This is a genomic window from Desulfosoma profundi, assembly GCF_055387865.1.
Genome location: NZ_AP042420.1, coordinates 2632481 through 2657088 on the forward strand (window position 1 = coordinate 2632481; position 24608 = coordinate 2657088).

Below are 24608 nucleotides of genomic sequence, written 5' to 3' on the forward strand. Positions count from 1 at the left end.
TTAGCCCACCATGGTCAGGATGAGGTCTTTGCGGGCGGGGTCCAAGGAGAGGATCTTTCGGGCTTCGTCGGGAGAGGCAATGTCCCGTCCCGTTTCACGGGCGATTCGCACGACCTTCTCAACCAGCCTGGCATTGGTGGCTGGTGAGCCATCGGGCAGGAAAAGATTGTCTTCCAATCCGACGCGGACATGCCCCCCCATGACGATGGCTGCGGTGGCCAGGGGAATTTCAGCCTTGCCGATGCCGGCCACACTCCACGTGGACCCTGGCGGGATGCTTTCCGAGAGAAACAACAGGTTCTTGACAGAACCCGGCATGGATCCCGGGGCGCCGAGAACGAAATCGAAATGAAGCGGTCCCCTGAGAAGACCTTTTTTTTGAAGATGGAGGGCGTTATTGATCATCCCTGTTTCGAAAACCTCGATTTCGGGTTTGACGCCCGTTTCTTTGAAGACCCCGGCGAGAAATTCGATGAACTGAGGGGAATTTTCGTAGACGATGCCCGGCAAATTGTTTGAGCCCGTTGTGAAAGAAGCCATCTCCGGCAGAAGCCTCACCGGGTTTGCGCGGGCTTGCCAGTCTTTGCCCGCTCGAGCTCCCGTGGACAGTTGGATGATCACGTCCGGTGCGACGTCTTTGATGCTTCGGACGTTTTCTTTAAAGTATTTCAAGTCAAGCGTTGGGCGCTGGTTTTCGTCGCGAGCATGAACGTGAAACACCGTCGCGCCGGCGTCGGCGCATCGACGGACATCGTCGGCGATCTCTTGCGGCGTCATGGGCACGTTGGGATTCATGGCCTTAGTGGGCACATTCCCGGTCAAGGCAACGGTAATGATGAGTTTGTCCATTTATAGGGTTCTTTCCTCGACGAACGGCTTTTTTTCAGGCGTCCCTTTAGGGGTGCGCAGCTTTTGCAAGAGAAAGATAGTCCCGAAAAGAGCAAGACCTAAAAGATACATCCAATAGCGACGGCCGTAGTCCACCCCCAACCATGAGGCGATGAGTTCGGGGCGCATCATGATCAAGGTCACGCCAAGGAGCATGGGTACTTCATAAAACCGGTTCCGGGTTATGAGCCATCCTTGGGTCGCAGAGGCAAAGGCAAAGTTTCCGAAACAGGTCATGGCGAAAATGAGCATGCCTTGAAGCCAGCTGTCCACGCCATGCAAAATGAGATCATGGTTAAAGATGAACATAAATGGGAGGATGGCTGTCCGAATGTCGTACATGAAACCTTGGATGCCGGTCCGAATGGGATCGGATCGAGCGATGGCGGATGCGGCATAAGCGGCCAATCCCACGGGAGGTGTGTCGTCTGCGAGGATCCCGAAAAAGAAGCAGAAGAGATGCGCGGCGATGAGGGGCACTTCGAAGCCGTAAGATCCCCCTACGGTGACGATGGCCGGGGCCGTCAAGGAGGCCATGACGATGTAGGTGGCTGTGGTCGGCAGCCCCATACCGATAATGAGGCTGGCTATCGCGGTAATGATCAGCAGGAGGTAAATGTTGCCTCCCGCAAGGACGTCAACGATTTGATTGACCAACCCCCCTAAACCCATGGCCACCACGCCGACGATAATCCCTGCCGCCGCCGTGGCCATGGCCACACTCACCATGTTACGGGCTCCTGAGTCGAAGGCGGCCAAGATATCCAGGAAACCTTTTTTCAAGGCGTCGAGGAGGGAGGTTTTGGCTTTCACGGCCCGAACGCATGGTTGTACGACCATAAGGACTGCGAGGACACAGATGGCGCGGAAGGCGGACATTTGCGGTGTATGCCTGAGGATCACAAGTTCGTAGAGCAGCACGGCCAAAGGCATGAGGTACTGCAGACCGCCGAGAAGTGTCCGGAAAAAAGGGGGAAGTTCTGCACGGGGAAGCCCCTGAAGACCCAGCTTCGAGGCTTCAATGTGGGAAATGAAAAGGAGCGCGGCATAGGAGGCAAAAGCAGGGATGGCCGCGGCCTTGATCACGCTGATGTAGGGGACATTGACATATTCTGCGATGATAAACGCTGCCGCGCCCATAATCGGCGGCGCCAACTGTCCGTCCGTGCTCGCCGCAACCTCGATGGCCGCGGCTTTGGTCGGGGGGTATCCCACACGTTTCATGAGGGGAATCGTGAAGGTGCCTGTGGTCACCACATTGGCGATACTTGACCCTGAAACCAACCCCGTAAGGCCGCTGCTCAAAATGGCCGCTTTCGCGGGCCCACCCTTGAAGCCTCCGAGTAAACTCAAGGCCAGCTGAATGAAAAATTGACCCGCCCCGGCTTTTTCCAGCATGGATCCAAAAAGGACGAAGAGAAAGACGATGGTGGCGGATACATCCAATGGAATACCATAAATCCCTTCGGTGGACATGGTCATTTGCCCGATAAACCGGTTCAGGGACACACCCTTGAAGGCGATGAAATCGGGCATGTATGGGCCGAAAAAAGCGTAAAGCGTGAATGTTGTGGCAATGAAGGTCAGAGCGGGGCCGATGGCGCGCCGAGAGGCTTCCAAGAGGAGCACGATCAACAGGAAACCCATGAAGATATCGCGAGGTTCGGGGCTGCCGTATCGTGTCACAATCCCTCGGTAGTCGAAGACCACGTAGAGGGCGGCACAGGCGGCCGCAAGGCCGAGGATCCAATCCATGAGGGGAACGCGGTCGGTGGCGGCCCAGAGCTTGATCCCGAGGCGGGGTTTGCGGAACATGGGGAAACTGACATAGACGATGAAGATGGCGGACGCGAGATGGACGGCTCGGACGTACCAGGAGTCCAAAATGAGCCAACTGGCGATGGACAGCTGGAAAAGGGACCAGGCGACCCCGACGCTGGAAACAACCACCCTGGAAAAGCCTCTGCTGGCCCGGCCCGTACCGGCTTCTTCCTCGGCCAGTTTCCGAGCATATTCCAGACCGGGGTCGCTATCCTTGAGTAAGGAATTCATGGAAAATCCTTCGGAACTCATCGACGATATGGATTGACGGCTACCGGGCAAGCGAGCTGCGTGAGTACGGGGCGCGGCGGCGGCTCGACGGCCGCCGCCGACTCAAGACGCGACCCTATTTCAGCAGCCCTGTTTCCTTGAAGTACTTGTCAGCACCGGGATGAAACGGGGCCGATAGGCCTTCCAACATGTTCTGCTTGGTCAGAACGCCGTAGGCGGGGTGCAGGGCCTTGAAACCTTCCAGATTGTCGAAGATTTCCTTCACGATGGCGTAGACCACATCGTCAGGAGTCTTGGAAGAGGTGACAATCGTGGCTTTCACACCGACCGTCGGGACATCTTCCTTATTGGCGGCGCCTTCATACATGGCGATGGGAATCACCGCCTTGGCGTAGTAGGGATACTTCTTGATCATGGCTTCTACCGGGGCTCCTTCGACGGGGACAAAACGCACCTTCCGATGCCCCGCAGTGGCTTCCTTGATAGCCCCGCTGGGATGCCCTACGGTATAGAAGAAAGCATCAATCCGCCCGTCCTGGAGCAGCCCGGGGGCTTCGGCGGCTTTGGCTTGTTCTGCTTTGAGGTCTTTCTCCCAGTTGATGCCGAAAGACTCCAAGATGTCGATGGAATTTTGCAACTGGCCGGAACCGGGATTGCCGATGTTGACACGCTTGCCTTTGAGGTCGGCAACGGTCTTGATTCCCGCATCTTCAGCCGCCACTAGGGTCACGGCTTCGGGATGGAGGCTGAACACGGCTCGAAGGTCCTTCTGGGGACCCTTGTCTTTCCACTCGGCCTCACCCTTCACCGCCTGATATTGCCGGTCCGATTGGGCGATGCCAAATTCCAAATCTCCAGACAGAACCGCGTTGATGTTGAATACGGATCCCCCGGTGGCTTCTACGGTACACCGGATGCCATAGGTATCGCGCTTATCGTTGATCATTTTGCAGATGGCGCCACCCGTAGGATAGTACACTCCGGTGATGCCCCCGGTGCCGATGGTCACGAAAACCGTCTTGGCTTCAGTCCGCGCAGGGTTTACAGGGACGACAAGCATTCCTAATACCAACGCCATGACAAGACATCTCCCGATACGCATCATCTCCGTCCTCCTTTCTTTTTCCATCGACCTTTTGTTGGAGAAGCCCGGCACAATCTCCGTTTTTCCCACTCCCCCTCGTTTTTTTTCGGATACGAATCAGAAGCCTGCGGCCGTCTAGGGGACTCGATACCTGATTTAGGAAAATCCGCCTGTTTGACAATGGCGTGGCTCGGCGGTCTTGAGGGATGCAGCGCGCCGACGTCGCGCCGCGCTCCGCCGAAGAGTTTGAATGTCGTTCCGGCGGTGACTGCGGGAGATCCCCCTGAGCTTGCTTCAGAAAGGCATTCTCAATCCGGTACCGACGGAAAAGGCGTCCAGTGATCGTTCCAGGACTAGCCGACTTCTGTGCTTACCAAGAAATGCGTTCCGACGCAACCCTGTTTGAATCCACTAAACGCAGAGCCCCCAGATCCGCCGGTTGAAGGCGCCGCCCCCGAAGTGGTCGGGGGTCGCCATTTGTCTTGAAGGATTGCGAGCTGTTTGTTATCAGTGATCGCTTCACGATCCGATTGTTCCGGGGCGTTCGATCCCACGGAACTTGAGGCGGCCGATCACCGATACGGGATAAAGAAACGCGATGGATTTCATACCGGTTCTCAAAGAAGGGCTCCCTTACCTCCTGCGAGGAACGTGGATTACCCTTGTGGTGGTTGCCGGGGCTTTGACATTCGGCTTCCTCATCGGGCTCCCCCTGGCCGTGGGGACCGTTTATGGCCCCAAATGGCTTCGGCGCTTCATCGATCTCTACGTGTGGTTTTTCCGAGGGGTCCCACTGTTGGTTCTTCTGTTCCTCTTTTATTTTGGAATTTTTCCTTTCTTCGGGTTGGATCTTTCCGCCTTCACGGTGGCGGTCGTCGTTCTGGGGTGCATCAGCGGTGCCTATCAGTCGCAGATCCTCAGAGGTGCCATCTTGTCTGTGCCTGCGGGGCAAATGAAAGCCGCGCTCGCCGTGGGGATGAGTGAGCCCCAGGCCGTTGTTTTCATTGTGCTCCCCCAGGCCCTTCGGTTGGCGATCCCTGGATGGTCCAATGAGTATGCCATCTTGTTAAAGGACTCCGCTGTGACTTACGCCTTGGGAGTGGCAGAAATTATGGCCCGCGCCCACCATGTGGCCTCCCGGACCTATCAACACTTGCCTGTCTATATCAGCGCGGGCATTCTCTTTATGATCCTCACTTTTCTTGGAACCCGCCTGCTGGGAGCCATACACGCGCGGGTCCGAATCAAAGGGTACACCTAAGGAGCATCCTGAAAATCAAGCATGGAAACAATTCTCGAAGTGCAAGAGATCCGTAAACATTACGGAGACAAGGAAATCGTCAGAGGGGTTTCCTTGGCGGTGCGGCGCGGTGAAATCAAGGTGCTCATTGGGCCTTCTGGGGCGGGGAAGAGCACCCTGCTGCAAATGATCAATTTCCTTGTCATGCCCGATTCGGGTCACATCCGGCTCGAAGGACGACGCATTGATCCCAGGCGCAAGAGCGAACTGTACGCTTATCGGCAGAAAGTGGGCATGATCTTTCAGGAGTTTAATTTGTTCGACCACCTCAGCGCCCTGGGCAATGTGGAGATCGGCCTGGTTCGTGTGAAGAAAATGAGTCGAAAAGAAGCCCACCGGCGAGCCATGGCCGAGTTGGAAAGGGTGGGCCTTGGCGATCACGCCGGGAAGTACCCGGCGGAACTTTCCGGAGGGCAGAAGCAAAGGGTGTCCATTGCTCGGGCTCTGGCTCTGGATCCCAAGGTCATGCTCCTGGATGAGCCGACGTCGGCTCTGGATCCCGAGCTGATCGGGGAGGTCCACGCGGTCATTCGAGATTTGGGGGCTTCCGGGATGACCATGATCATGGCGACGCACCAAATCGGCTTCGCTCGCGCTCTGGCTCACGAAATGATCTTTATGGAAGACGGCCGGATTGTGGAGCAGGGACCTCCAGATGTCATTCTCGACGAGGCGCGATGCGCTCGCACACGGGAATTCTGCTCCAAAATCGGTGAGTTGGGCGGTCGGCCGTGATCTCTGAGGAGCTGGTTTTTCTTTACGGGGAACTGATACCGGCGCTGGCTCGAGGCGCCGAGGTGTCACTGCGCCTGATTGTCCCCTCGGCCGTCTTGGGATTTTTCTGTGGGGTTCTGGCCGGGGCGTGCCGTGTGTATGGGGCGCCGCCCGTGCGCCGGCTGGCGAGTGCTTACGTGGCCGTTTTCCGAGGATTTCCTCTACTCGTTCAGCTCTATATCTGGTACTTCGGCATGCCGCGCCTCGGCTTGTATCTCACACCCTACCAGGCTGCGGTTCTCGGCTTTACCTTGTGCAGCGGCGCTTACCACTCCGAATATATTCGGGGGGCTTTGCTGTCCATTAAGCATGGGCAAATCCTGGCGGCCCAAGCCATTGGGATGAACCGCTTTCAAACCATCGTCCACGTCATTCTGCCTCAGGCGGTGCGGCGGGCCCTTCCCGGGTGCGGCAATGAATGGATTTACCTCATCAAGTACTCGTCTTTGGCCTACATGGTGACATGTATTGAACTCACCGGAGAAGGGAAAATCATTGCCTCGTCGACCTTTAAATACACCGAAGTTTTTGCCGCCGTCGGATTTGTTTACCTCCTTTTTGTCACCCTGGCGACGTGGGTCTTGAAAGCTCTGGAAAAACGGCTGACCCTCCCAGGATTCGAATTCCACAGGGGTTGACGAATTGGCGCCTGCAAGAAAGGACCTTGCGAACATTGCCGCTTTGCGTCCATTTTTCGTCACCGCCTGGGTCTGTGAGAGCCTTGAGAGCACAGGCTGCGAGGGCGATGGAGCGCCCATAATGACTGGGTTGAGGGGTTCTGTCTGGGATGGATGGGCTGATCCATCGCAAGTGGGCAAAGAGGTGCTCGCGCCGAACCGGGTGAACGCCGAGGGAGGCATCTCTCCGGGGCTTTCAACGGGGCTCTGAAATCTGGGGGGTGCCTGTGGTCCCAAAGGATCGCCTGGGAACCGGGCGAAAACACTTTGGGGATGGACGCTGGAAGGATGCGGGAAGGCCGGTGAGGAAGCGCTTGGGAACGATGGGCTTCAGGGATGCCGTCCCACGGATGCCCTGAAGCCCCCGAGAAGCCTCAGAGGACCTGGGACGACACCGCCTCGAGGGCTTCGTCCAGTATACGGGTCAATTCCGTAATGCCGTGCTCGTCGATGACAAAGGGCGGTGCGAGCAACAGATGATCCCCATGGATGCCGTCAGCCCCACCGGATCCGGGATAGGTGATGAGCCCCCGCTGGAAAGCTTCCTGGGCTGCCAAGGCGTTCACCTTGAGTGCCGGCGGGAAAGTTTCCTTTGTCTGCCGGTCTTTCACCAATTCAATCCCGGCGAAGAGACCGAGGCCCCGCACATCGCCGACAATGGGATGCTTTTTGAGTTGTTGGAGGTGTTCCAGCAACACCTTCCCCATTTTCGCCGAGCGTTCCACAAGGTGATGTTCCTCTATGTAGCGTAACACTGCGGCGCCGATGGCCACCGACAGAGGGTTTTGGCAATAAGTGTGGCCATGGACGAAAACGCCCGTGCCTTGCCGGATCGCCTCGTGGATTTCTTCTTTGACCACCACCGCCCCCAATGGCGTATATCCGGAACTCAGTCCCTTGGCCGTCACGATGACATCCGGGACAACTCCCCAATGGTCCAAGGCAAATCGCCGTCCCGTCCGGCCGACCCCCGTCATGACTTCATCGGCGATAAGCTTCACGTCGTAGGCGTCGCAGATCTGCCGGATGCGCTGCCAATAGCCGTCTTTGGGCACGAGAGCGCCGGCCGTTGCCCCGACGATGGGCTCGGCGATGAAAGCCGCAACGGCGTCCGGTCCCTCGTACTTGATGGTCCGTTCCAGTTGGTCGGCGCATTCGAGGTGGCATGAATCCGGGTCCCGTCCGAAGGGACACCGGTAGCAATACGCCGGTTCGATGTGAGGGGTGTGCAGGAAAAGTGGTAGGTAATGGCGTCTTCGGCCGGTGTGTCCGCCTAAGGCCAGCGCTCCTGTGGTGTTGCCGTGAAAACTCGTCCACCGGCTGATCACTTTGTATTTATCAGGTTTTCCCACTTCCCGCCAGTATTGCCTGACGACTTTTACGGCGGTTTCCACGGCTTCGGACCCGCCGGATAGGAAGTAGACTCGGTTGAGCGAAGGATCTGGGGCCATTTGCGTCAATCGATGGGCGCATTCCAAGGCCGCCTCGCTGGTGAACTGACTGCTGTGGGCAAAGCAAATTCTCTGGGCTTGCTCCTTCATGGCCTCGAGAATCTCCGGCACCCCGTGGCCGATGCTTACCACACAAGCCCCCCCGGACCCGTCAATATAGCGCCGGCCGTCCTTGTCCCAGATATAAATGCCTTGGCCGTAGTCGACCACAGGATAGGCTTTCCTGAGGTTTCGGTAGAAGACGCGCTCTGAAGATGGATTCTGCATCATGACCAATGTTCCTTTCCTCGTCTTGCTCTGCGAGAACGATGCGCCGCTCCGGTGTGGGACACAGAGCCTCTTTATGACAATTGTCTGCATTTGTGAAGGTCAATGTGTCCCGGCGTCCACCGCAGGAAAGGGCTTGACAGAGTCCGAGAAGCCCATTTATAAGACCCCGTTACGTCGCTTCTGGAAGGAGCACGCATGAGGTGAGTATGCGAAGCCCTTGCCTAGACTGTGACAAAAAGGACCAGGACAAGAACAAGTGCCTGGAAAGTTGTGAGAAGATTCGAGAGTTTCAGGAAATGCTCACACGGAAGGGCGCTTACACTCGAGGATGATGAACACCCCGTGCGCCTGACGCTCAGCGGCCAGGGGCCGCTTTTTTTGTCGGAACAAAAGAAGCTCGGGGTGCCTGAATGTGCAGCACATGGGCGGAGGACGACTCAATGTACGCGATCGTAGAATGTGGAGGCAAACAGTATAAAGCCGAACCCGGGGCGCTGTTGAAGGTGGAAAAATTGCCGGGTGAAGCCGGAGATGAGGTCCTGCTGGATCGCGTCCTCCTTGTGGCCGATGGAGAACAGGTTTTTGTGGGGCGCCCCTTTGTTGACGATAAGGTGGTCCGGGCCCGAATCGTGGAGCAGGGGCGTGGTGACAAAATTGTCATTTTCAAATATAAGCGGCGCAAGGATTCACGGAAAAAGCAAGGGCACCGGCAAGCTTACACGGCGGTCAAGATTGAAGGGATCGAGAACCGTGTCCCTCAAGCATCCCAGGATGCCCGGTCCTCAAAGCGACGCCGCGGGCAGTGGGGAGGCATAACACATGGCACATAAGAAAGCGGGCGGCAGTTCCAGGAACGGTCGGGACAGCGCCGGGCAGCGCCGTGGGGTGAAGCGATACGGCGGTCAGTTCGTCCGGGCGGGCAACATCTTGGTGCGTCAACTGGGCACCAAGTTTCATCCTGGAAAGAATGTGGGGATGGGCAAGGACTACACGCTGTTCGCCCTCATCGACGGCGTGGTGGCCTTCGAATATAAAGACAAACAGCGCCAGAAAATCAGCGTTTACCCAGTGGCGCCGCAGACGACTTAACTCGTTGTCCCGCAGACAGCAGCAAAGCGACGGAACGGGGGGGCAAGGCTCCCCCGTTGTGTTTTTGTCAGGGGTTCATCATGCGGTTCGTGGATGAAGTCCGTATAGAGGTGCACGCCGGACGCGGTGGAAACGGGTGCGTCAGCTTTCGAAGGGAGAAGTATGTGCCTCGAGGCGGGCCCGATGGGGGCGACGGCGGCAAGGGCGGGGACGTGATCTTCGAGGCCACGGAGCGCAAACAAACCCTGTTGGACTTTCGTTACAAGCGTTCTTACCGAGCCCAAAGGGGACGACACGGCCAAGGGAAAGACAAACATGGTCGAAGCGGTGAAGACCTTGTGCTTATGGTGCCTGTGGGCACGCTGATTAAAGATGCCCACACGGGTGAAATTTTAGCGGATCTCAATAAAGCCGGCATGCGGTGGACGGCGGCTCGAGGAGGATCTGGGGGTCGCGGGAATGCACGGTTTGTGACCCCAACCCGGCAAGCACCGCGTATCGCTGAAGAAGGCCGAGATGGGGAATCGCGTGAGCTGCTCCTAGAACTCAAGCTTCTCGCCGATGTGGGCCTCGTGGGACTTCCCAATGCAGGCAAGTCCACCTTGATCGCGGCCGTTTCGGCAGCACGCCCAAAAATCGCCGACTATCCGTTCACGACCCTTGTGCCCAATCTGGGCGTGGTGCAGTACGGGGATGCCCCACCCTTTGTGATGGCCGACATACCGGGTCTTATCGAAGGGGCCCATCAGGGGGCTGGCCTGGGAATTCGATTTCTCCGACACATCGAAAGAACCCGTGTCCTTGTGCACGTGGTGGACATGGCGGCCGTGCCCTCGGAAGACCCTCTGGCACCCTATCGGGTCATCGAAAGGGAGCTTTCGCAATATTCGGAAAATCTTGCGCAGAAACCCCGACTGCTGGCCCTTAACAAGACCGACTTGATCTCCGATGTCACGGCGCGCGAGAGCCTTCTGCAGGTGTACAAAGATATCGGCCATCCCGTAGTGGCCATTTCGGCGCTAACCCGACAGGGCCTGGACGATTTCCTGAGAACCCTTGTCCATGTGTTGCAGCAGGCTACAAGGCAATCTGAGGACAGGGTCGAGGCTTCGGAAGAGCCGTAGCCCCGCCTTCTCCCCAGTTCCCCAGACGTCTGGCCGGCCCATCCCGCCTTCAGGGCGAACGATAACGGCGAAACGGTTGCCCCCAGGTCGTGACTCCCCGTTTCCCGCTCCGACCATGGCCATGCCGTAGGAACTCACGTGCTTCATGATGCTTCCGGGGAGTCAGCCCGCCGTGCGGGGTGAGGCAGCGGTAAAACAGCGTGTGGGGCAAGCACAGCGGCGACGCGAGTTTTGACCGACTGCGCCCAAACGACCCGGCTGGTGGGGTTCCGTGATTTCCGGATGGTGCCGGCCGGCAACAGGGGCGGTCATGAACTCTCGGAACCTTTTGGGAGTGTGGGAAGAGTATAAATACGGCACCGATGCCGGACCTCTCGTTCAAGACTCTGGGCTTCCAGCACCGTCGGGACAAAAACCCACCAGGCGTCGGCAGGCAGATCGTCCAAAGGGAGATCCCCAGGCAGTCGCCATTCCCTTTCCACTTTCCACGAAGAGCTTCCCGGGCGGTGAATCTGAAATCGAAATCGGTGTTTTTCGGGGATCTTTCCGTAGTCCGTTTCCTGAGCGTAAATGACGGGCTGCGCTCCAAGTTTTTTCAATACATCTCTTCTCACCGCGATACCGTAAGGTTCAAAGGTCCATCGGATCAGTGCCGGGTTCCAGCGGGTGAGGCGGGCGAGATCCTGTGGGGGTACCGAGGTCCAGGACACGACAGGGGTTCCGCCTCGAATTAAGCGGCCGCAGGCACGCAGGCGCCGCTCGGAAAGAATGCGCCACAAAGTATCCAGAGCTGTGTGGTCAGCCCATGGGGTTGCTCGAAAAAGATCTTCAGCCCAGGCACAACGCTCCTGGCCGGGCCATGGGCCCGGGCATGAGCGGGTGTAGTGAAACAGGAAGGTTCCGGCCGGAGGCGGCATGATGGTCCGATCCGCTGCCATGGGTGGCGATCGAGGGATTTTTTCGGGAGAAGAGGGCGAGTGCAGACCGTCATCATTACGCCACATCCGGACAACCTGGGGAAAGGCCTCAAGGAGGTGGAGATTGCCCGGCATTGGCGTCGAGCCCTCACGCAGCGGGAAGACCCAGGTGGGTTTAGGGCGGTAGGATAATTCGTCGTAAAGAACATGAGCCAGATTGCCGTGCCGCCGGACAGCAAGGACGAACAGATGATGAGCCAAAGCGGCCACGAGCCGGTCCCGGCAGACCATATGACGCGCCGGCGGACATCCCGCACGGCCGGGCAAACAACTGACGAGCCGAAACGGTTTCATGCCGGGGAAATAGGTGAAGGCGCATTGGATGGCCGACTGCTTTCGGGAGGGAACGGCTACCAGAAGCACGGGCTTTTTGTGAAGAACCGCCCAACAGGTGGACAAGTCATAGACGGGCGTCCCAAAGCTGCTCACCCACCCTATGGACTCATCTTTGGTTTGCTCAAAAAGCCGGCGAAGTCCCTGGACCCAAGGGTCGTGGCGGCGTGTGTGTTGACCGTGGCGTGAACTGAAAGCCGCATACCATGGGACATCGGGCTCAAGCCGACTTCCCCATGTCAACAGAAACTTGGGGCAGCAGGCCAAAGGATGGCCTGATGGGAACCGACAAGCGACGATGCCCATGCCGAAGGCGTGCCACGCACGGACCAAAGCTTCCACCTTGTCGAGGGCTTTTGGAGATAAGCCATGGAGGGATTCGGTGAGATGAAGGAACTCCGCCGTCGCCGGGTGTTTTGATTTCGCTTCCCATGCTCGGTACAGGGCCTGAAGACGTTGATGCCGAGCGGGTCCGTCCATGGCCGGGTCCAGCTCCAACGCCGCCGCAGCCCTGAGCAACGCATTGCTCAACTCCGGTGAAAGGTGTATGAAGGCACTGTGGTTTTCCATGACAGGAATTATGCAAACAAGCCCCCTCAGGGGCAAGACCTCGGGGTGAACCAATGAGACTGGGGATTGTCGGGCTTGCCCGATCGGGCAAAACCACCGTTTTTAATGCGCTGACACAGCGCACCGGGGAATCCACCACTCCTTCCGGGCAGGTTGTCCCGGTCTTGGGTGTCGTCCCGGTGCCCGACCCGCGTTTGGAATGGCTGGCGGAACTGTACCATCCGCGGAAGAAAACACCGGCTCAGGTGACCTATACGGATCTTCAAGGGATTGCCGGCGTGGCCGAAAAGAAAAAGGACTACATGGCGCTGCTGCTGACTCATATGCGGCCCGTGGAAGCGTTCCTTGTGGTCGTTCGTAATTTTGCAGACCCGGTGCTCGGTCCGCCTCACCCGGCCCGCGATTTTCGAGAACTGGAAGAAGAGTTTCTTTTGGCCGATCTGGCGACGGTGGAAAAACGCCTGGAGCGCATTGAGGCGGAACTGAAGAAAGGCCGCAAAGCTGCGGTTGTGGAAATGGAACTACTTCAGCGGTGTGCTAAACTGCTCAACGAAGAAAAACCGTTGCGGACAGAGCCGAGCCTTTCGGCCGCCCCGGAACTGAGAGGCTTCACGTTTTTGTCGGCCAAGCCAGTGCTCGTCCTCGTCAACAACGACGATGAGGATATGGCCATGCCGGAAGAATTCCAGGGCATGGAAGACGCCCTGGTCATTCGAGGACGGCTTGAAATGGAAATGGCGCAGCTCAGTGAGGCCGATGCGGCCATTTTCCGGCAAGATTACGGCATCAGCGCATCGGCCTTGGATCGGGTGATTCGGCGGTCTTTTCAGCTCCTTGGACTCGGGACCTTTTTCACGGTCGGGGATGACGAAGTCAAAGCGTGGACCATTCCCCAGGGACTTCACGCCGTGGAAGCCGCCGGGGTGGTCCATTCAGACATGAAGAAGGGATTCATCCGAGCGGAAGTGGTGGCATATCAGGACTTGAAGAAAGCCGGCGACTATGCGGCGGCCCGAAAACAAGGACTCATCCGGCTTGAGGGGCGGGACTACCCCGTCAAGGATGGGGATATTATTCATTTTCGGTTTAATGTGTAGGGATTTGCGGGAGGGCAATGGATCATGTTTTTTTTCATCGGCGGGATCCAGCCCAAAACCAAGACGCTGGACGAAACTCCGCGCTTGTGTCCAGCCTGTGGACTCGCCCAGGCGCGCCTGAAACGTATCGACCACTATCTCAGCCTCTTCTTTATTCCTCTTTTTCCGGTCAAGAAGGGAGAACCGTTGGTGATATGCGATCGCTGCGGTTATGCGGCACCCCCCGATGAGTTGCAGGGACGGCCGTCCCGTGGACCGGTGTCGGTGCCGCCGCCCGTGCGTCGCTGTCCCTCATGTCAGCAGACTTTGGATCCCTCTTTTGCGTATTGCCCTTATTGTGGAAGAAAGGTATAAGCGGCTAGCCCTGAGGGGCAGAGTGTCATTACGGACGTCCGGTGTGGGGTATCCATGAAAAACGAAGCGAACGCCAACGGCAACATCATATCGTTTCCTACGGTAGCGAAACCCAATATTGAGGACATCTTCGCCGAGTTTCTCGCAGAGCAGAAGAAGCGGTTGAAGCCCCAAACGCTGCGTCGTTATGAGGAAGTCATCGGCCTGCTTCATACATCCTTGAATCTCTACGGCTATCAGGAACTTCCCACGGCAGGGGAGAACACCTTGTATCGTCGCCTCGTGGATTACAAGGACCAGACGTTTTGCGCCATTTTCGGTCCGGAAAAAATCCCGTCGGGAGTATCGACGTTTTTGACCTATTTCATGATCCGCAAAGTGATGGCGTCGGAATCCCTCCTGCGCGCCGCGGGCACGGTCACCAAAGCGCTGATGAAATGGCTCGTGGCCAAAGATTACGCTCCTAAGGAGGAAGCTCGGAAGGCCATGGATCTTGCGGGCGAAGCCTCCCGGGAACTTCCTGCGGCAGAGCGCCTTGCCCGATTGCTCTACGATTTTGCCCAAACCCATCCCCCGCGCACCTGGAACGAGGAATTGGACGACTATTTTGTGGTCGAAGAGGTCCGGCCCGGCGTTCTGGTGCTCTCTGGATTGACTCTGGAAACAGGCCTGTTGGAAGTCAAGGTTCCCAAAATCATTACGGACCACTGCAAAGTGGGCTGGCAAATCAATCTGCTCCTGGGCGAGACGCGGAGTGGGTGGAGAATCCTCGAATCGGGGAATGTCTATCCACTTTAACATTCCTCGCAAACTTGTCCGGTAGTGCTTGAGTCTTCAGTGGGTGGGACCTTGTGGCCTTAAGGGTTGGCGTCCGCGGTTTGCGGATACCTTCCGGATTCGCGAAGACGCTCGGCTGGAGACGGTTGTGCGGTGGCGCGAGGAATCTGATGAAAAAACACTTGCCGACAAATGGCCCAGCGCTTTCCGTATGCTTCGGTACCCCAAAGGGGTCATGCCGGCCAGGGGCATTGCCAGGTGTACCCATTGGGGGCGGCGTGCGATTGCGAGGCCCTCGGCCATCTCTTGAACCCGCTTGGTGCACGGCGCCGGCCTCAAAGGTTCAACGTCGGCAGGGCGGGGGTCCGGAAAGCGAGGACAGCGGACTTGGGTGCCGACGAAGAACGTAGGGGCGGCGAGGCCATATCCAGAGGTCGTTCAGGCTGTTGCAGGGTCGTTTTTTGGCTGTTTCGATGTCTTGCCCCCAGATGGGCGATAGGTTGGCCCATTCTGGGAAGCTTACGGCGTTCCCTGCCCGAGTCCCCGACAACGCGGACAAGCCCCCTTCCAGAAGCGTGGTGATGAATGGGGCGGCGCAGGAGGAACGGGAGGAGGTTCCGAAGCCTCTCAAGGGTGGCGTTCATCCCACCTTTCTGCACGGGCATGCCACAACCGAACCTCCAAAACGCCGGGGGCGTCCACAGAAACGCCCTCAAGGTTTTTTCAGAGGATCAGCCGGCTCGATCTCTCCCTGACCTCTAGCCGCCGGATGCCATGCGCTGCATGGCGAGAATTTTGTAGAGATCAAAGGGATGTGCCGGCGGTGTCTTTTTCTGATCGTCCGGCTTGGACGTTAAGGAGATGGCCTCCTGAGGACATGTGGGCACGCACACGCCGCAGCCGATGCATCGTTCGAGTGCCACTCTCGCCGTTCCGTCGGCTACGGAGAGGGCATTCATTTGACACCGGTCCACACACGTTTCACAGGCGATGCAGTCCTCCTGTCGAACCTGAGCGATGTAGTTGCTGGCGACATAATCGGCCGGGTTCGGCAGGCGCTTCAGATTCTTGAGGATTTGACAGCAACAACCGCAGCACAGGCAGATGTTCATGACTTTCTGGGCGTTGGACGGCTGCAGGACCAAAGCGTGTTCTTCGGCCATTTGCAAAATCTTCAGCGCCTCGTCGTGATCGATGGGACGTCCCAGACCGTTGTCTTCATAGTATTGAGCCCCTGTGCCAAAGACGAGGCAGGTTTCCAGAGGTCGGTCGCACCCCTTACCGACCATGGCGTGCTCTTTGCGACAGATGCAGGGGGCCACGACAATCTTGTCCTGTTCGGCGATAATGCGCCGGGCTTCTTCATAAGGCATCACGCTTTGTTCCGGAGTGATGGAGCGGGGAAGAGGAATGGTGCGCAGCTGGGGGGTTTTGAGAGCCAAAGACCTTTCGAAAAAAACGGGGATGTATTCGTTCACCAAGGCGATGAGTTCTTCGTCCAGGGCATTGACGTGATACTCCCATATGCCGATGACGAACTGCGCAGCCATGTATCGGCTTTCCGAGCCTTTGCGTAGGCGGAAAATGAGCCCCTTTCGGGCCATCTCTTCCAACTTCGGGCCCAAGACTTCGGGAGCCATCCCGGCCCGTTCGGCGAGACTTTCCACAGCCTCGGGTTTCATGGACAGCAAAACGGCCAGGCGCGCTTCTTCGGGCGTAAACAGTTTCTGAAGAATTTTAATCTCCACGCCGGTCTCAGTTCGAGGAAATCCTGCAGGAAGGCGGTCGAGATGCTGCGCAAGCCTTTCGTAGGCATTGGAATCGTTTGTCATAGTCCGGTCTCCTTGAAATGTGCTCATGGTTGGAACGTGCTGCAGTGTGTCATGGGCCGTTCATGTCCTCGCGGTTCCGGCCAAGCACGCAGCCAATAGAAGGCGCGCCGGGTTCTGTCAAGGGTTTTTGGCATTCATCAAGCACTCGTTCTTGAAAAGAAGCAGAGAATCGGCTAGCAGAGCGCAGCTGTGAAAATAGTTTGCATGAGACGGGAAGGGATGTTTCTATGACACTGCGAGGAAGTCCCGATGAGCTGCTGAATCAGGGGACAACGCTTGAGGATTGGGATGAGCTGTTGCAGATTTTCGCAAGTGCCCACCCAGCCGATGCGGCCCTGCGTCTTGCCCACTTGAAGCCCCATGACATTGCTCGCGTCGTCGAGGCTGTCGGGCCGGAAAATATTCTATCCATTTTCGAGTTTCTGCCCTTTGAGACGCAGAAGGAAACACTGCCTTTCCTCAGCCGCAACACTGTGGCCCGGCTCATTACCCTGATGCGTCCCGACGACAGAGCCGACCTGGTGGAGGAGCTGGACGAGGACTTTCAGGACAGGCTTCTTTCTCTGCTCATCAAAGCGGAACGACAAAATGTCTTAAAACTGTTGACCTATCCCGAGGAAAGCGCCGGGGCGTACATGACCACTGATTACGCCTCGCTCAAAGCCGCGCAAACCGTTCGCGATGCTTTAGACGAACTGCGCCTCCAGGCCCCCAAAAAAGAAACCATCTACTATGCTTATGTGGTGGACGAAGCCCGCCACCTGATTGGGATCGTGTCCTTGAGGGATCTCATCATGGCGCGCCCGGATTTTCCCGTGGAACGGATCATGTCCCGGCAAGTGATCTCAGTCCCCGTGGACATGGACATCGAACTGGTGGCCAAAGAAATGCGCCATTACGATTTCCTTGCCATGCCTGTTGTGGATGGGGAAAACCGACTGGTCGGGATCATTACCTACGACGATATCTTCGACGTCATCACGGAAGAAGCCACAGAGGACATGTATCTGCTCGCCAGTTTGGATACGGACGAAAAAATTTCGTCTCCGGTGATCCGGTCGGTGAGACTTCGTGCCCCGTGGCTTTTCGTCAACTTGGGTACGGCGCTCATTGCTTCTTACACTGTAACTCTTTTTTCGGAAACCATCGCTCATTTTGTGGTATTGGCGTCCCTCATGCCGCTGGTTGCCGGCCTTGGTGGAAACGCGGGGACGCAGTCCCTCACCGTGGTTGTGCGGGCTCTCGCCTTGGGGGAGATTCTTGACAGGAGCACGTGGTCCGTTGTGCTGCGTCAGATGACGGTCGGTTTATGTAACGGGGCATTATGCGGGGCAGTGCTTGCCGTCATCACCCTGGCATGGCACCACAACCCTTGGCTGTCCCTCATCATGTGGCTCGCCATGATTTTTAACATGATCGTGGCCGGATGCCTGGGTGCTCTGGTGCCCATCGTCCTGAGGAGACTCAAGTTGGATCCCGCATTGGGATCCAGCATTTTTGTCACGGCGGCAACGGATACCGGCGGCTTTTTTTTCTTCCTCGGTTTTGCCACTCTATTCATGGGAAAAATCTTGGCCTATGGGAATTGAGATGGACGCCAAAATGGGCTTGACCCCCTCACCTTTCCACTTTTTAGATCGATGGCGGCACTTGTCTTCCGCCCGGCGCTTCCCGCCGGTTTGCCTGCGTGATTGCCGTGGCCATGAGAAAGCGGCGGTGCCCCGAGACCTCTCGCACTATTCGGCGAGCATTTCCTCGTACAGGCTCAGATAGGATTGGGCCGCTCGACGCCAACTGAAATCCACCCGCATGGCTCTTTGCTGAAGACGGCGCCATTGATCGGGATCTCGAAAAACCTCCAGAGCAGCCCGCAAAGCGGTCAGAAAAGCTTCTTTCGTGTGCTCGTAAAATTTGAATCCGGTACCCGTTTCGAGCTCTTGTGCCGCGTCCACCACCGAGTCATCCAATCCTCCCGTTGCCGCGACAATGGGGATTGTGCCGTAGCGCATGCTGTACATTTGATTCAGACCGCAGGGCTCGTAGCGAGAGGGCATGAGAAAGATGTCGGCCCCGGCCTCCAGTCGATGGGCCAGTGCTTCGTCGAAAGCCAAAACCACTCGGACGCGTTCGGGATGACGGGATTGCGCTTGCCCCAAGAGGCGTTCGAGGTGGGGATCGCCTGTGCCCAGCACCGCCACACAGAGGGAAAGCTCCATCATTTCGTCCAGGGCATCCAAGATGAGGTCGATGCCTTTTTGGTGCACCAGACGACTGACCACAACGCACAGGGGACAGTGGCGCACGTTTTCCGGAAAGCCGATCTCTTCCATGACCTGCGCTTTGCACACCCGCTTGCCGTCCAACCGATCGACGTCAAATGGCGCCGCAATGTAAGCGTCGTGCGAAGGGTCCCATCGAGCCGCGTCGATGCCGTTCAGAATTCCAACCAGAGCGTCTTGGCGGCGCCGCAGGATCCCGTCCAAACCGAAACCGTGTTTGTGGTCAAGGATTTCCTTGGCATACCGAGGACTCACTGTGGAGATGCGGTCACTGTAAGCAATCCCTGCCTTGAGGAAATTGCATTGTCCGTAAAATTCCATGCCTTCGATGCTATAGGCATCCGGGGGAAGGCCTGTGAGCCCGAAGTAGGGCTCGGGGAAGACCCCTTGGTGTGCCAGGTTGTGGATGGTGAGAAGAGTTCGGACTCGGGAAAAAAGAGGATCGAAGCGCCAGTGAAAATACTGGTATGCGGCGGCACAGGCCGTCTGCCAGTCGTGGAGGTGGAACACATCCGGGATCCAGTCCAGATGCTTACAGAGAGCGTAGATGGATCGGGAAAAAGTGATGAACCGCTCCGCATTGTCTTCGTAGTCCCCACGAAGGGGATGCACATACAGGTGGGGCCTGTGAAAAAACTCGTCCTTTTCCAAAAAATAAACTGGGAATGGCCACGGGCGCTGCCATTGCCAGAAATGGACATGGTAGGTATGGACGCCGACGGGGATAGAGATCCATTCGGCGAGAATCTTGAGGGACTCCTCGCTTCTTTCCACGGTCGGATAAAGCGGCATGAACAGCCGAACATCGCACCCAAGATCGACCAAAGCCTCGGGCAGGGACGCAGCGACGTCGGCAAGGCCGCCTGTCTTGGCAAAGGGAATGGCTTCCGAAGCGCAAAAAAGGATTTTCACGGGCATGAGGTTCTCCGCAGATGAAAGGTTTTGGCGTCAACCGACTAAAATGTTTATCATGAGAACGCATGGAACCCAAAATGAGTTTTGTACCCAAATGTCCCATGTGGAGGAGTACTAATTTTGGATACCATAGACCGGCGGCTTTTGGACCAGATCCAAAAGTCTTTTCCCATCGAAGAATGTCCCTACGCGGTGTTGGGGGAAAGGCTGGGCGTTGGAGAGTTGGAGGTTCTCAAGCGTATTGAAAACCTTAAGGCCAAGCGGCTGGTGCGACAAATCAGCGCCATCTTCAACACAGGAGCCTTGGGTTACCAAAGCAGCCTTGTGGCCATGGCCGTGCCTGAAGCCCACGTGGAACAGGCAGCCCAAGTTGTGGGCGCATATCCGGGCGTGAGCCACAACTATCTGCGTCCGGCGTCCTTCAACCTGTGGTTTACCATTGCCGTCCCCCCTGGGAAAAGTGTGGATCACGTGGTGGGACGCTTGGCTTACAATGCGGGAGGCTGGCCGACCCTGATCCTTCCCGCGGTGAAGAAATACAAATTGGCGGTGGTTTTGGATGTTCTGGAGGATTCCGAGAGCGATCCCGTGACGATCCGGTTCCCGGAAGCCCCTGTGGAGCCTGCGGATCGGTTTCAGGTTTGCGACCGAAACGTCAAATTGGTTCGATGTCTGCAGGAAGATCTTCCCATGACCCCTCGTCCCTTTCATACATTGGCCAGGGCTTTGGGGATGCGTGGAGAGGATCTGTTGGAAACCGTCGAGCGATGGCTCGCATCGAGCTGGATCCGCCGCTTTGCGGCAGTCCTCAATCACCGGGAGGTCGGGTTCGGTGCCAACGGCATGGTGGTGTGGCGATGCGACCCGACCCGGATCGATGCCGCCGGTGCGGTTCTCGCTGCGTTTCCCGAAGTGAGCCATTGTTATCAAAGGCCGTCCTACCCGCAGTGGCCTTACAACCTCTATGCCATGATTCATGGAAAGAGCGAACAGGAGTGCCGAAGAATCGCCGAAAAGCTTGCCGCTGCCGTGGGCCTTCCGAGCTACAATATTCTTTTCAGCATGAAGGAATTCAAAAAAATCAGACTCAAGCTCTTTTGGGACGAACCGGAATAGGAGAGACCGATATGGAGGACCGTCAGGAGTACGAACGCCGCAAAAGAGCCATTTTTGACCAGATGGGCAAACGCGGTCAGCAGCGGATCCTCAAGATGGGCTACGAAAATTGGGATCCTTTTCAGGAACCCAAAGATCCGCGGGAGCAGATTGTCAGCGCCACGGCCGTGAGAGCCGGGATGATCCTTGCGGAATTTTATCAGACGCAAGGGAACGACGAGCGGTTGCGCAGTCATCACAAAGAACTGGTGGATTTATGTCGAAGCCTGCTCCGGCAGGATCCTCGGGCTATGGCCCTCAAGGCGTTTTGCTGTTGGTTCGAGCGCACCCAGAAAGCCCAAGACTAATGGAATCTTTCGTGGCAGGCTTTGTTTTTTCACTACCTCTCGGCACAAGGCCGAGGATTTCCGAGAGGCTATCGCATGTTCGTGCTTACGAAGCGGTCCTGCACGGGCGCAATTCCGTCAACTCCTGGGCAGTGAGATCCCGCACTTTGACGATCTTGAGGTGATAGTGAAGGTCTTTTCCGGCCAGAGGATGATTGAAATCCAAGACCACCCCCTCGGCGTCTTTGGATTGGACAAAATACGAGTACTGGGCGCCGGTGCGGTCGTTGGAGGCGACGACCCATTTGCCGGGCTGGAGTGTCCGGCCCTGAGGGAAGTCTTCGAAAGAACGGCGCTTCACGTGGCGCATGTCATAAGGCCCGAAGGCTTCCTCCGCGGGAATGACAAACTGAAGGATCTCGCCTTCTTTGTGTCCTAGCAGTCTGGCTTCCAGAGCCGGGAGAATTTGGCCGTATCCCACAGCAAAATTCATGGCCGCCGGCTCAGACCCTCCAAGGACAACAGAGCCGTCATCCAACGTCACCGTATATTCCAAAACAACGAAGCGATCCTTGAGGACTTCCCTCGACGTCTCATGGTCCAAAGTCACGGTAGGTTCTCCTGGCAAATGGCTGAATCCATAGTTTGGGCATGCTGCTCGCGGGCGCCGTTTTCCTGGCAGGCATCCAAGCACAGCGCTCTCTTCATGCCGCTGAATGAAGAGCGTGGGACTCCCTTCTCATTCATCCACGGGATATCCGAATGCTTTGGCCTGGTGCCTGTGGGCGGCGGCTTTTTCCTCCTCCCCGAGGGCGTCATAGGCCACCGAGAGGTTGAAATGGGCGGGGGCGAAGTCGGGCTTGATTTCCAGCGCCTTCAGAGAGGCCGTGATGCTCTCAGGCCATTCCCCTTTTTGGATGTAGGCTACGGCCAAGTTGTTGTGGGCTTGAAGGAGGTTGGGCATGAGTTCCACGGCCTTACGGCATGCTGAAATGGCCTCATCCGGGTTGCCTTTCTGAAGGTACGCGAACCCTAGATTGCTGTACGCCATGGCCAGGCCGGGGTCCAATTCCACGGCCTTCAGGTTGGCTTCGATGCACTTGTCGAGATCGCCTTCCTGAAAATACACCCCTCCCAGGTTCACATACGCTTGGGCCATGGATGGATCACAGGCGATGGCTTGGCGGAACTCCGCTATGGCTTCGGCACGCCATCCTTTGCGCGCGTAGGCCAAACCCAGGTTGTAATGAAAGACGGCGGAGTCGGGTTCGAAAAAAAGGCGCTCTCGAAGGTAGCGGATATACTGATCAAGGTCTGAGTGGACCTTTGTGGACTCGTTGGCGGTCTCTGTCATCATCGTCCTCGTCTTATCGATGCTAAGTCATTCAGATCACACAGGCATGTGGTTCGTTTCTTCTCACACGTTTTTTCAGAACTCATCCAGCGCTGGGAACCTAACAAGGCCGCAGAGACCTGTCAAGGCAGGGGATACGGGGTGCTGGAGCAGGGGTGGGCGTTTCCGGGTTTTCTGTTGACAAAGCTTGAAACGCAAGTTTATAGAGGTGACGGGCTGCGAGTGAATAGATTCACTTTCTCATTTGCCCGTCCTCAGGTCAGCGAATCGTCGGGGGCACAGGGGCCCCCGGGGTGGGTGATTTTCATTCACAAAGGAGAGGGTCATGAGTGAAGAGGCCAAAGCAAAAATTCTTGAGTACATGAAAAGCCAAAAAAAGTCAAAGCTTTATTTTAACGATCTCTGCAAAGCCGTCCCGGAACTCAAGATGCGCGAAGCCAAAAAGGTGATCAACGAGCTTGTGGAGGAAGGCAAAGTCAAATATTGGTCGAGCGGCAGCACAACCCTCTATATGCTCCCGGGTGTGGACGACGTGGCGGCAGAAGAGGAGAAAATGAAATAGGCCTTTACAGGGGTGTCTGCTCCAATAGGTCGGGTCAAAGTCCGGCGCGGATAATGGGCCGGAGGAACCTTAGGGCCTGGTGGGCGACGGAGTGTGTCAGGGGTTTTCTCATTCTCTTAAGGAGGTAAAAGGATGGCTTTGAAGCATGCGACCCCAATGCTGGATGAATTGGAAAAGGGTCCATGGCCGAGCTTTGTGACCGACATCAAGCGGGTGGCGGCCAGAAAACCCATGTGTGAGGACCTTCTGGGGCTCATGGAAATGTCCTACGAGCACAAGGAAGGCCATTGGAAGCACGGCGGCATCGTTGGTGTGTTCGGTTACGGCGGCGGCGTCATCGGGCGATACTGCGACCGTCCGGATTTGTTTCCCAACGTGGCGCATTTTCACACCATGCGCGTGAACCAGCCGGCCAGTAAGTTTTACACGACCGAAGTATTGCGCAAGCTGTGCGACATTTGGGAAGAGCATGGCAGTGGCCTGACCAATATGCATGGGTCGACGGGCGACATCATCCTTTTGGGAACCACGACGGACCAATTGGAGCCTATTTTTTACAGACTGACCCATGAGCTGGGGATGGACCTCGGCGGATCGGGCTCCAACATGCGAACCCCTGAGGGTTGTGTGGGACGAGCCCGGTGCGAATGGTCGTGCTTGGACACCCAAGACATCATTTACGACATCACCATCCGATACCAGGATGAGCTCCACCGTCCCATGTTCCCCTATAAGTTCAAGTTTAAAGCCTCCGGGTGCCCCAATGACTGCGTGGCCGCCATTGCCCGTGCAGACTGCTCCATCATCGGCACGTGGCGGGACAAAATCCGCATTGACCAGGAAGCGGTGCGAGCGTACGTGGGCGGCGAACTGGTGCCCAACGGTGGATCACACGGTTTTGAGAAACGCAAGCTCGACATTCAAAAAGAAGTCATCGATCTCTGCCCGACCCGGTGTATGGAGTGGGACGGCAAGAATCTGAAGATTTGGGACGAGGACTGTACCCGGTGCATGCATTGCATCAACGTGATGCCGCGCGCCTTGAGGCCGGGCACAGATGTGGGGGCCACCATTCTCGTGGGCGCCAAGGCGCCGATTCTCGAGGGCGCTCAGCTTTCCAGTGTGGTTATTCCGTTTATGAAGATGGAGCCGCCGTACGAGGAATTTCACGAGTTCGTGGAGAAGATGTGGGATTGGTGGATGGAAAACGGCAAGAACCGTGAACGGTTGGGCGAACTCATTCAGCGGCTCGGCCTGCGGGAATTCCTGAAAGCCGTGGAGCTGCAGCCTGACCCACGCATGATCAACACACCACGGTTCAATCCCTATATCTTCTACGATCCGGCGGACGTTCCCGGCGGCTGGGAACGCGATGCGAAGAGCTACCGCGAACGGCATCATGCATAG

23 protein-coding genes are annotated in these 24608 nt (G+C 57.0%); 14 read left to right on the forward strand and 9 right to left on the reverse strand.

Annotation, left to right across the window (positions count from 1 at the left end):
- The 3 genes from ACZ5K9_RS11380 to ACZ5K9_RS11390 form a co-directional block, all read right to left on the reverse strand.
- Positions 1–849 (reverse strand): beta-keto acid cleavage family enzyme, encoded by an 849-nt coding sequence (locus ACZ5K9_RS11380; protein ID WP_464271455.1) that lies wholly within the window; start codon positions 847–849, stop codon positions 1–3.
- The gene (locus ACZ5K9_RS11385) at positions 850–2940 is read right to left on the reverse strand and encodes a TRAP transporter permease (RefSeq protein WP_464271456.1); all 2091 of its coding nucleotides are present in this window, start codon (positions 2938–2940) and stop codon (positions 850–852) included.
- Between the two features lie 115 nt (positions 2941–3055).
- The gene (locus ACZ5K9_RS11390) at positions 3056–4042 is read right to left on the reverse strand and encodes a TAXI family TRAP transporter solute-binding subunit (protein ID WP_464273966.1); all 987 of its coding nucleotides are present in this window, start codon (positions 4040–4042) and stop codon (positions 3056–3058) included.
- A gap of 580 nt (positions 4043–4622) precedes the next feature.
- On the opposite strand from ACZ5K9_RS11390, the gene ACZ5K9_RS11395 reads away from it, so the two are divergent.
- The 3 genes from ACZ5K9_RS11395 to ACZ5K9_RS11405 are packed head-to-tail and all read left to right on the forward strand — an operon-like array spanning position 4623 to position 6736.
- Complete coding sequence (locus tag ACZ5K9_RS11395; protein ID WP_464271457.1) at positions 4623–5285, forward strand: amino acid ABC transporter permease; 663 nt, start codon at positions 4623–4625, stop codon at positions 5283–5285.
- A 21-nt stretch (positions 5286–5306) separates the two neighbouring features.
- Positions 5307–6059, forward strand: a complete 753-nt coding sequence (locus ACZ5K9_RS11400; RefSeq protein ID WP_464271458.1) for an amino acid ABC transporter ATP-binding protein — start codon at positions 5307–5309, stop codon at positions 6057–6059.
- Positions 6059–6736 carry an amino acid ABC transporter permease gene (locus ACZ5K9_RS11405; protein WP_464273967.1) on the forward strand — a complete coding sequence of 226 codons (678 nt, stop codon included), beginning with the start codon at positions 6059–6061 and terminating at the stop codon, positions 6734–6736. Before ACZ5K9_RS11400 ends, ACZ5K9_RS11405 begins: the two co-directional genes overlap by 1 nt.
- A 413-nt stretch (positions 6737–7149) precedes the next feature.
- Here the strand turns inward: ACZ5K9_RS11405 and ACZ5K9_RS11410 are convergent, their stop codons facing one another.
- Positions 7150–8496 (reverse strand): aspartate aminotransferase family protein, encoded by a 1347-nt coding sequence (locus tag ACZ5K9_RS11410; RefSeq protein WP_464271459.1) that lies wholly within the window; start codon positions 8494–8496, stop codon positions 7150–7152.
- A 440-nt stretch (positions 8497–8936) separates the two neighbouring features.
- Between ACZ5K9_RS11410 and rplU the strand changes: the two genes are divergently transcribed.
- The 3 genes from rplU to obgE all read left to right on the forward strand — a co-directional run bounded on the left by rplU (position 8937) and on the right by obgE (position 10709).
- Positions 8937–9326, forward strand: a complete 390-nt coding sequence (rplU, locus tag ACZ5K9_RS11415; protein ID WP_464271460.1) for a 50S ribosomal protein L21 — start codon at positions 8937–8939, stop codon at positions 9324–9326.
- On the forward strand, positions 9316–9585 hold the full coding sequence (gene rpmA, locus ACZ5K9_RS11420; RefSeq protein WP_464271461.1) for a 50S ribosomal protein L27: 270 nt from the start codon (positions 9316–9318) through the stop codon (positions 9583–9585). Before rplU ends, rpmA begins: the two co-directional genes overlap by 11 nt.
- An 80-nt stretch (positions 9586–9665) precedes the next feature.
- Entirely contained in the window at positions 9666–10709 is a 1044-nt protein-coding gene (gene obgE / locus ACZ5K9_RS11425; protein WP_464271462.1) for a GTPase ObgE, read from the forward strand.
- Between the two features lie 308 nt (positions 10710–11017).
- On the opposite strand, the gene ACZ5K9_RS11430 is transcribed toward obgE, so the two are convergent.
- Positions 11018–12589 (reverse strand): hypothetical protein, encoded by a 1572-nt coding sequence (locus ACZ5K9_RS11430; protein ID WP_464271463.1) that lies wholly within the window; start codon positions 12587–12589, stop codon positions 11018–11020.
- Between the two features lie 53 nt (positions 12590–12642).
- Between ACZ5K9_RS11430 and ACZ5K9_RS11435 the strand changes: the two genes are divergently transcribed.
- Genes ACZ5K9_RS11435 through ACZ5K9_RS11445 form a run of 3 tightly spaced genes read left to right on the forward strand, consistent with a single transcriptional unit; the run spans position 12643 to position 14838 of the window.
- Positions 12643–13686 (forward strand): DUF933 domain-containing protein, encoded by a 1044-nt coding sequence (locus tag ACZ5K9_RS11435; RefSeq protein WP_464271464.1) that lies wholly within the window; start codon positions 12643–12645, stop codon positions 13684–13686.
- Positions 13687–13710: 24 nt separating this feature from the next.
- Positions 13711–14040, forward strand: a complete 330-nt coding sequence (locus tag ACZ5K9_RS11440) for a zinc ribbon domain-containing protein (protein WP_464271465.1) — start codon at positions 13711–13713, stop codon at positions 14038–14040.
- Between the two features lie 54 nt (positions 14041–14094).
- On the forward strand, positions 14095–14838 hold the full coding sequence (locus ACZ5K9_RS11445; RefSeq protein WP_464271466.1) for a hypothetical protein: 744 nt from the start codon (positions 14095–14097) through the stop codon (positions 14836–14838).
- A 737-nt stretch (positions 14839–15575) separates the two neighbouring features.
- Here the strand turns inward: ACZ5K9_RS11445 and ACZ5K9_RS11450 are convergent.
- Positions 15576–16649: a 4Fe-4S dicluster domain-containing protein gene (locus ACZ5K9_RS11450; protein ID WP_464271467.1), complete on the reverse strand. Its 1074-nt coding sequence runs from the start codon at positions 16647–16649 to the stop codon at positions 15576–15578.
- A gap of 227 nt (positions 16650–16876) precedes the next feature.
- Here ACZ5K9_RS11450 and mgtE point away from each other — a divergent pair, with 227 nt between their 5' ends.
- Positions 16877–18238 carry a magnesium transporter gene (gene mgtE / locus ACZ5K9_RS11455; protein WP_464271468.1) on the forward strand — a complete coding sequence of 454 codons (1362 nt, stop codon included), beginning with the start codon at positions 16877–16879 and terminating at the stop codon, positions 18236–18238.
- 147 nt (positions 18239–18385) lie between these two features.
- On the opposite strand, the gene glgA is transcribed toward mgtE, so the two are convergent.
- Complete coding sequence (gene glgA / locus ACZ5K9_RS11460; RefSeq protein WP_464271469.1) at positions 18386–19846, reverse strand: glycogen synthase GlgA; 1461 nt, start codon at positions 19844–19846, stop codon at positions 18386–18388.
- 117 nt (positions 19847–19963) lie between these two features.
- Here glgA and ahbB point away from each other — a divergent pair, with 117 nt between their 5' ends.
- Both ahbB and ACZ5K9_RS11470 read left to right on the forward strand, forming a co-directional pair.
- Positions 19964–20959, forward strand: coding sequence for a siroheme decarboxylase subunit beta (gene ahbB / locus ACZ5K9_RS11465; RefSeq protein ID WP_464271470.1), 996 nt, complete (start codon positions 19964–19966; stop codon positions 20957–20959).
- A gap of 11 nt (positions 20960–20970) precedes the next feature.
- Positions 20971–21306: a hypothetical protein gene (locus ACZ5K9_RS11470; protein WP_464271471.1), complete on the forward strand. Its 336-nt coding sequence runs from the start codon at positions 20971–20973 to the stop codon at positions 21304–21306.
- Between the two features lie 85 nt (positions 21307–21391).
- Here ACZ5K9_RS11470 and ACZ5K9_RS11475 read toward each other — a convergent pair whose 3' ends face one another.
- Entirely contained in the window at positions 21392–21895 is a 504-nt protein-coding gene (locus ACZ5K9_RS11475; protein WP_464271472.1) for an FKBP-type peptidyl-prolyl cis-trans isomerase, read from the reverse strand.
- A 129-nt stretch (positions 21896–22024) separates the two neighbouring features.
- Complete coding sequence (locus tag ACZ5K9_RS11480) at positions 22025–22642, reverse strand: tetratricopeptide repeat protein (RefSeq protein ID WP_464271473.1); 618 nt, start codon at positions 22640–22642, stop codon at positions 22025–22027.
- Between the two features lie 322 nt (positions 22643–22964).
- Here ACZ5K9_RS11480 and ACZ5K9_RS11485 point away from each other — a divergent pair, with 322 nt between their 5' ends.
- Positions 22965–23201, forward strand: coding sequence for a dissimilatory sulfite reductase D family protein (locus tag ACZ5K9_RS11485; RefSeq protein WP_445891342.1), 237 nt, complete (start codon positions 22965–22967; stop codon positions 23199–23201).
- A 132-nt stretch (positions 23202–23333) separates the two neighbouring features.
- Positions 23334–24608 (forward strand): dissimilatory-type sulfite reductase subunit alpha, encoded by a 1275-nt coding sequence (gene dsrA / locus ACZ5K9_RS11490; protein WP_464271474.1) that lies wholly within the window; start codon positions 23334–23336, stop codon positions 24606–24608.

What these genes read in the sequence shown, in the direction of transcription:
- ACZ5K9_RS11380 (WP_464271455.1), bottom strand. Translation starts at nt 849, where the DNA reads ATGGACAAACTCATCATTACCGTTGCCTTGACCGGGAATGTGCCCACT.
- ACZ5K9_RS11385 (WP_464271456.1), bottom strand. Translation starts at nt 2,940, where the DNA reads ATGAATTCCTTACTCAAGGATAGCGACCCCGGTCTGGAATATGCTCGG.
- ACZ5K9_RS11390 (WP_464273966.1), bottom strand. Translation starts at nt 4,042, where the DNA reads ATGCGTATCGGGAGATGTCTTGTCATGGCGTTGGTATTAGGAATGCTT.
- ACZ5K9_RS11395 (WP_464271457.1), top strand. Translation starts at nt 4,623, where the DNA reads ATGGATTTCATACCGGTTCTCAAAGAAGGGCTCCCTTACCTCCTGCGA.
- ACZ5K9_RS11400 (WP_464271458.1), top strand. Translation starts at nt 5,307, where the DNA reads ATGGAAACAATTCTCGAAGTGCAAGAGATCCGTAAACATTACGGAGAC.
- ACZ5K9_RS11410 (WP_464271459.1), bottom strand. Translation starts at nt 8,496, where the DNA reads ATGATGCAGAATCCATCTTCAGAGCGCGTCTTCTACCGAAACCTCAGG.
- rplU (WP_464271460.1), top strand. Translation starts at nt 8,937, where the DNA reads ATGTACGCGATCGTAGAATGTGGAGGCAAACAGTATAAAGCCGAACCC.
- rpmA (WP_464271461.1), top strand. Translation starts at nt 9,316, where the DNA reads ATGGCACATAAGAAAGCGGGCGGCAGTTCCAGGAACGGTCGGGACAGC.
- obgE (WP_464271462.1), top strand. Translation starts at nt 9,666, where the DNA reads ATGCGGTTCGTGGATGAAGTCCGTATAGAGGTGCACGCCGGACGCGGT.
- ACZ5K9_RS11430 (WP_464271463.1), bottom strand. Translation starts at nt 12,589, where the DNA reads ATGGAAAACCACAGTGCCTTCATACACCTTTCACCGGAGTTGAGCAAT.
- ACZ5K9_RS11435 (WP_464271464.1), top strand. Translation starts at nt 12,643, where the DNA reads ATGAGACTGGGGATTGTCGGGCTTGCCCGATCGGGCAAAACCACCGTT.
- ACZ5K9_RS11440 (WP_464271465.1), top strand. Translation starts at nt 13,711, where the DNA reads ATGTTTTTTTTCATCGGCGGGATCCAGCCCAAAACCAAGACGCTGGAC.
- ACZ5K9_RS11445 (WP_464271466.1), top strand. Translation starts at nt 14,095, where the DNA reads ATGAAAAACGAAGCGAACGCCAACGGCAACATCATATCGTTTCCTACG.
- ACZ5K9_RS11450 (WP_464271467.1), bottom strand. Translation starts at nt 16,649, where the DNA reads ATGACAAACGATTCCAATGCCTACGAAAGGCTTGCGCAGCATCTCGAC.
- mgtE (WP_464271468.1), top strand. Translation starts at nt 16,877, where the DNA reads ATGACACTGCGAGGAAGTCCCGATGAGCTGCTGAATCAGGGGACAACG.
- glgA (WP_464271469.1), bottom strand. Translation starts at nt 19,846, where the DNA reads ATGCCCGTGAAAATCCTTTTTTGCGCTTCGGAAGCCATTCCCTTTGCC.
- ACZ5K9_RS11470 (WP_464271471.1), top strand. Translation starts at nt 20,971, where the DNA reads ATGGAGGACCGTCAGGAGTACGAACGCCGCAAAAGAGCCATTTTTGAC.
- ACZ5K9_RS11480 (WP_464271473.1), bottom strand. Translation starts at nt 22,642, where the DNA reads ATGATGACAGAGACCGCCAACGAGTCCACAAAGGTCCACTCAGACCTT.
- ACZ5K9_RS11485 (WP_445891342.1), top strand. Translation starts at nt 22,965, where the DNA reads ATGAGTGAAGAGGCCAAAGCAAAAATTCTTGAGTACATGAAAAGCCAA.
- dsrA (WP_464271474.1), top strand. Translation starts at nt 23,334, where the DNA reads ATGGCTTTGAAGCATGCGACCCCAATGCTGGATGAATTGGAAAAGGGT.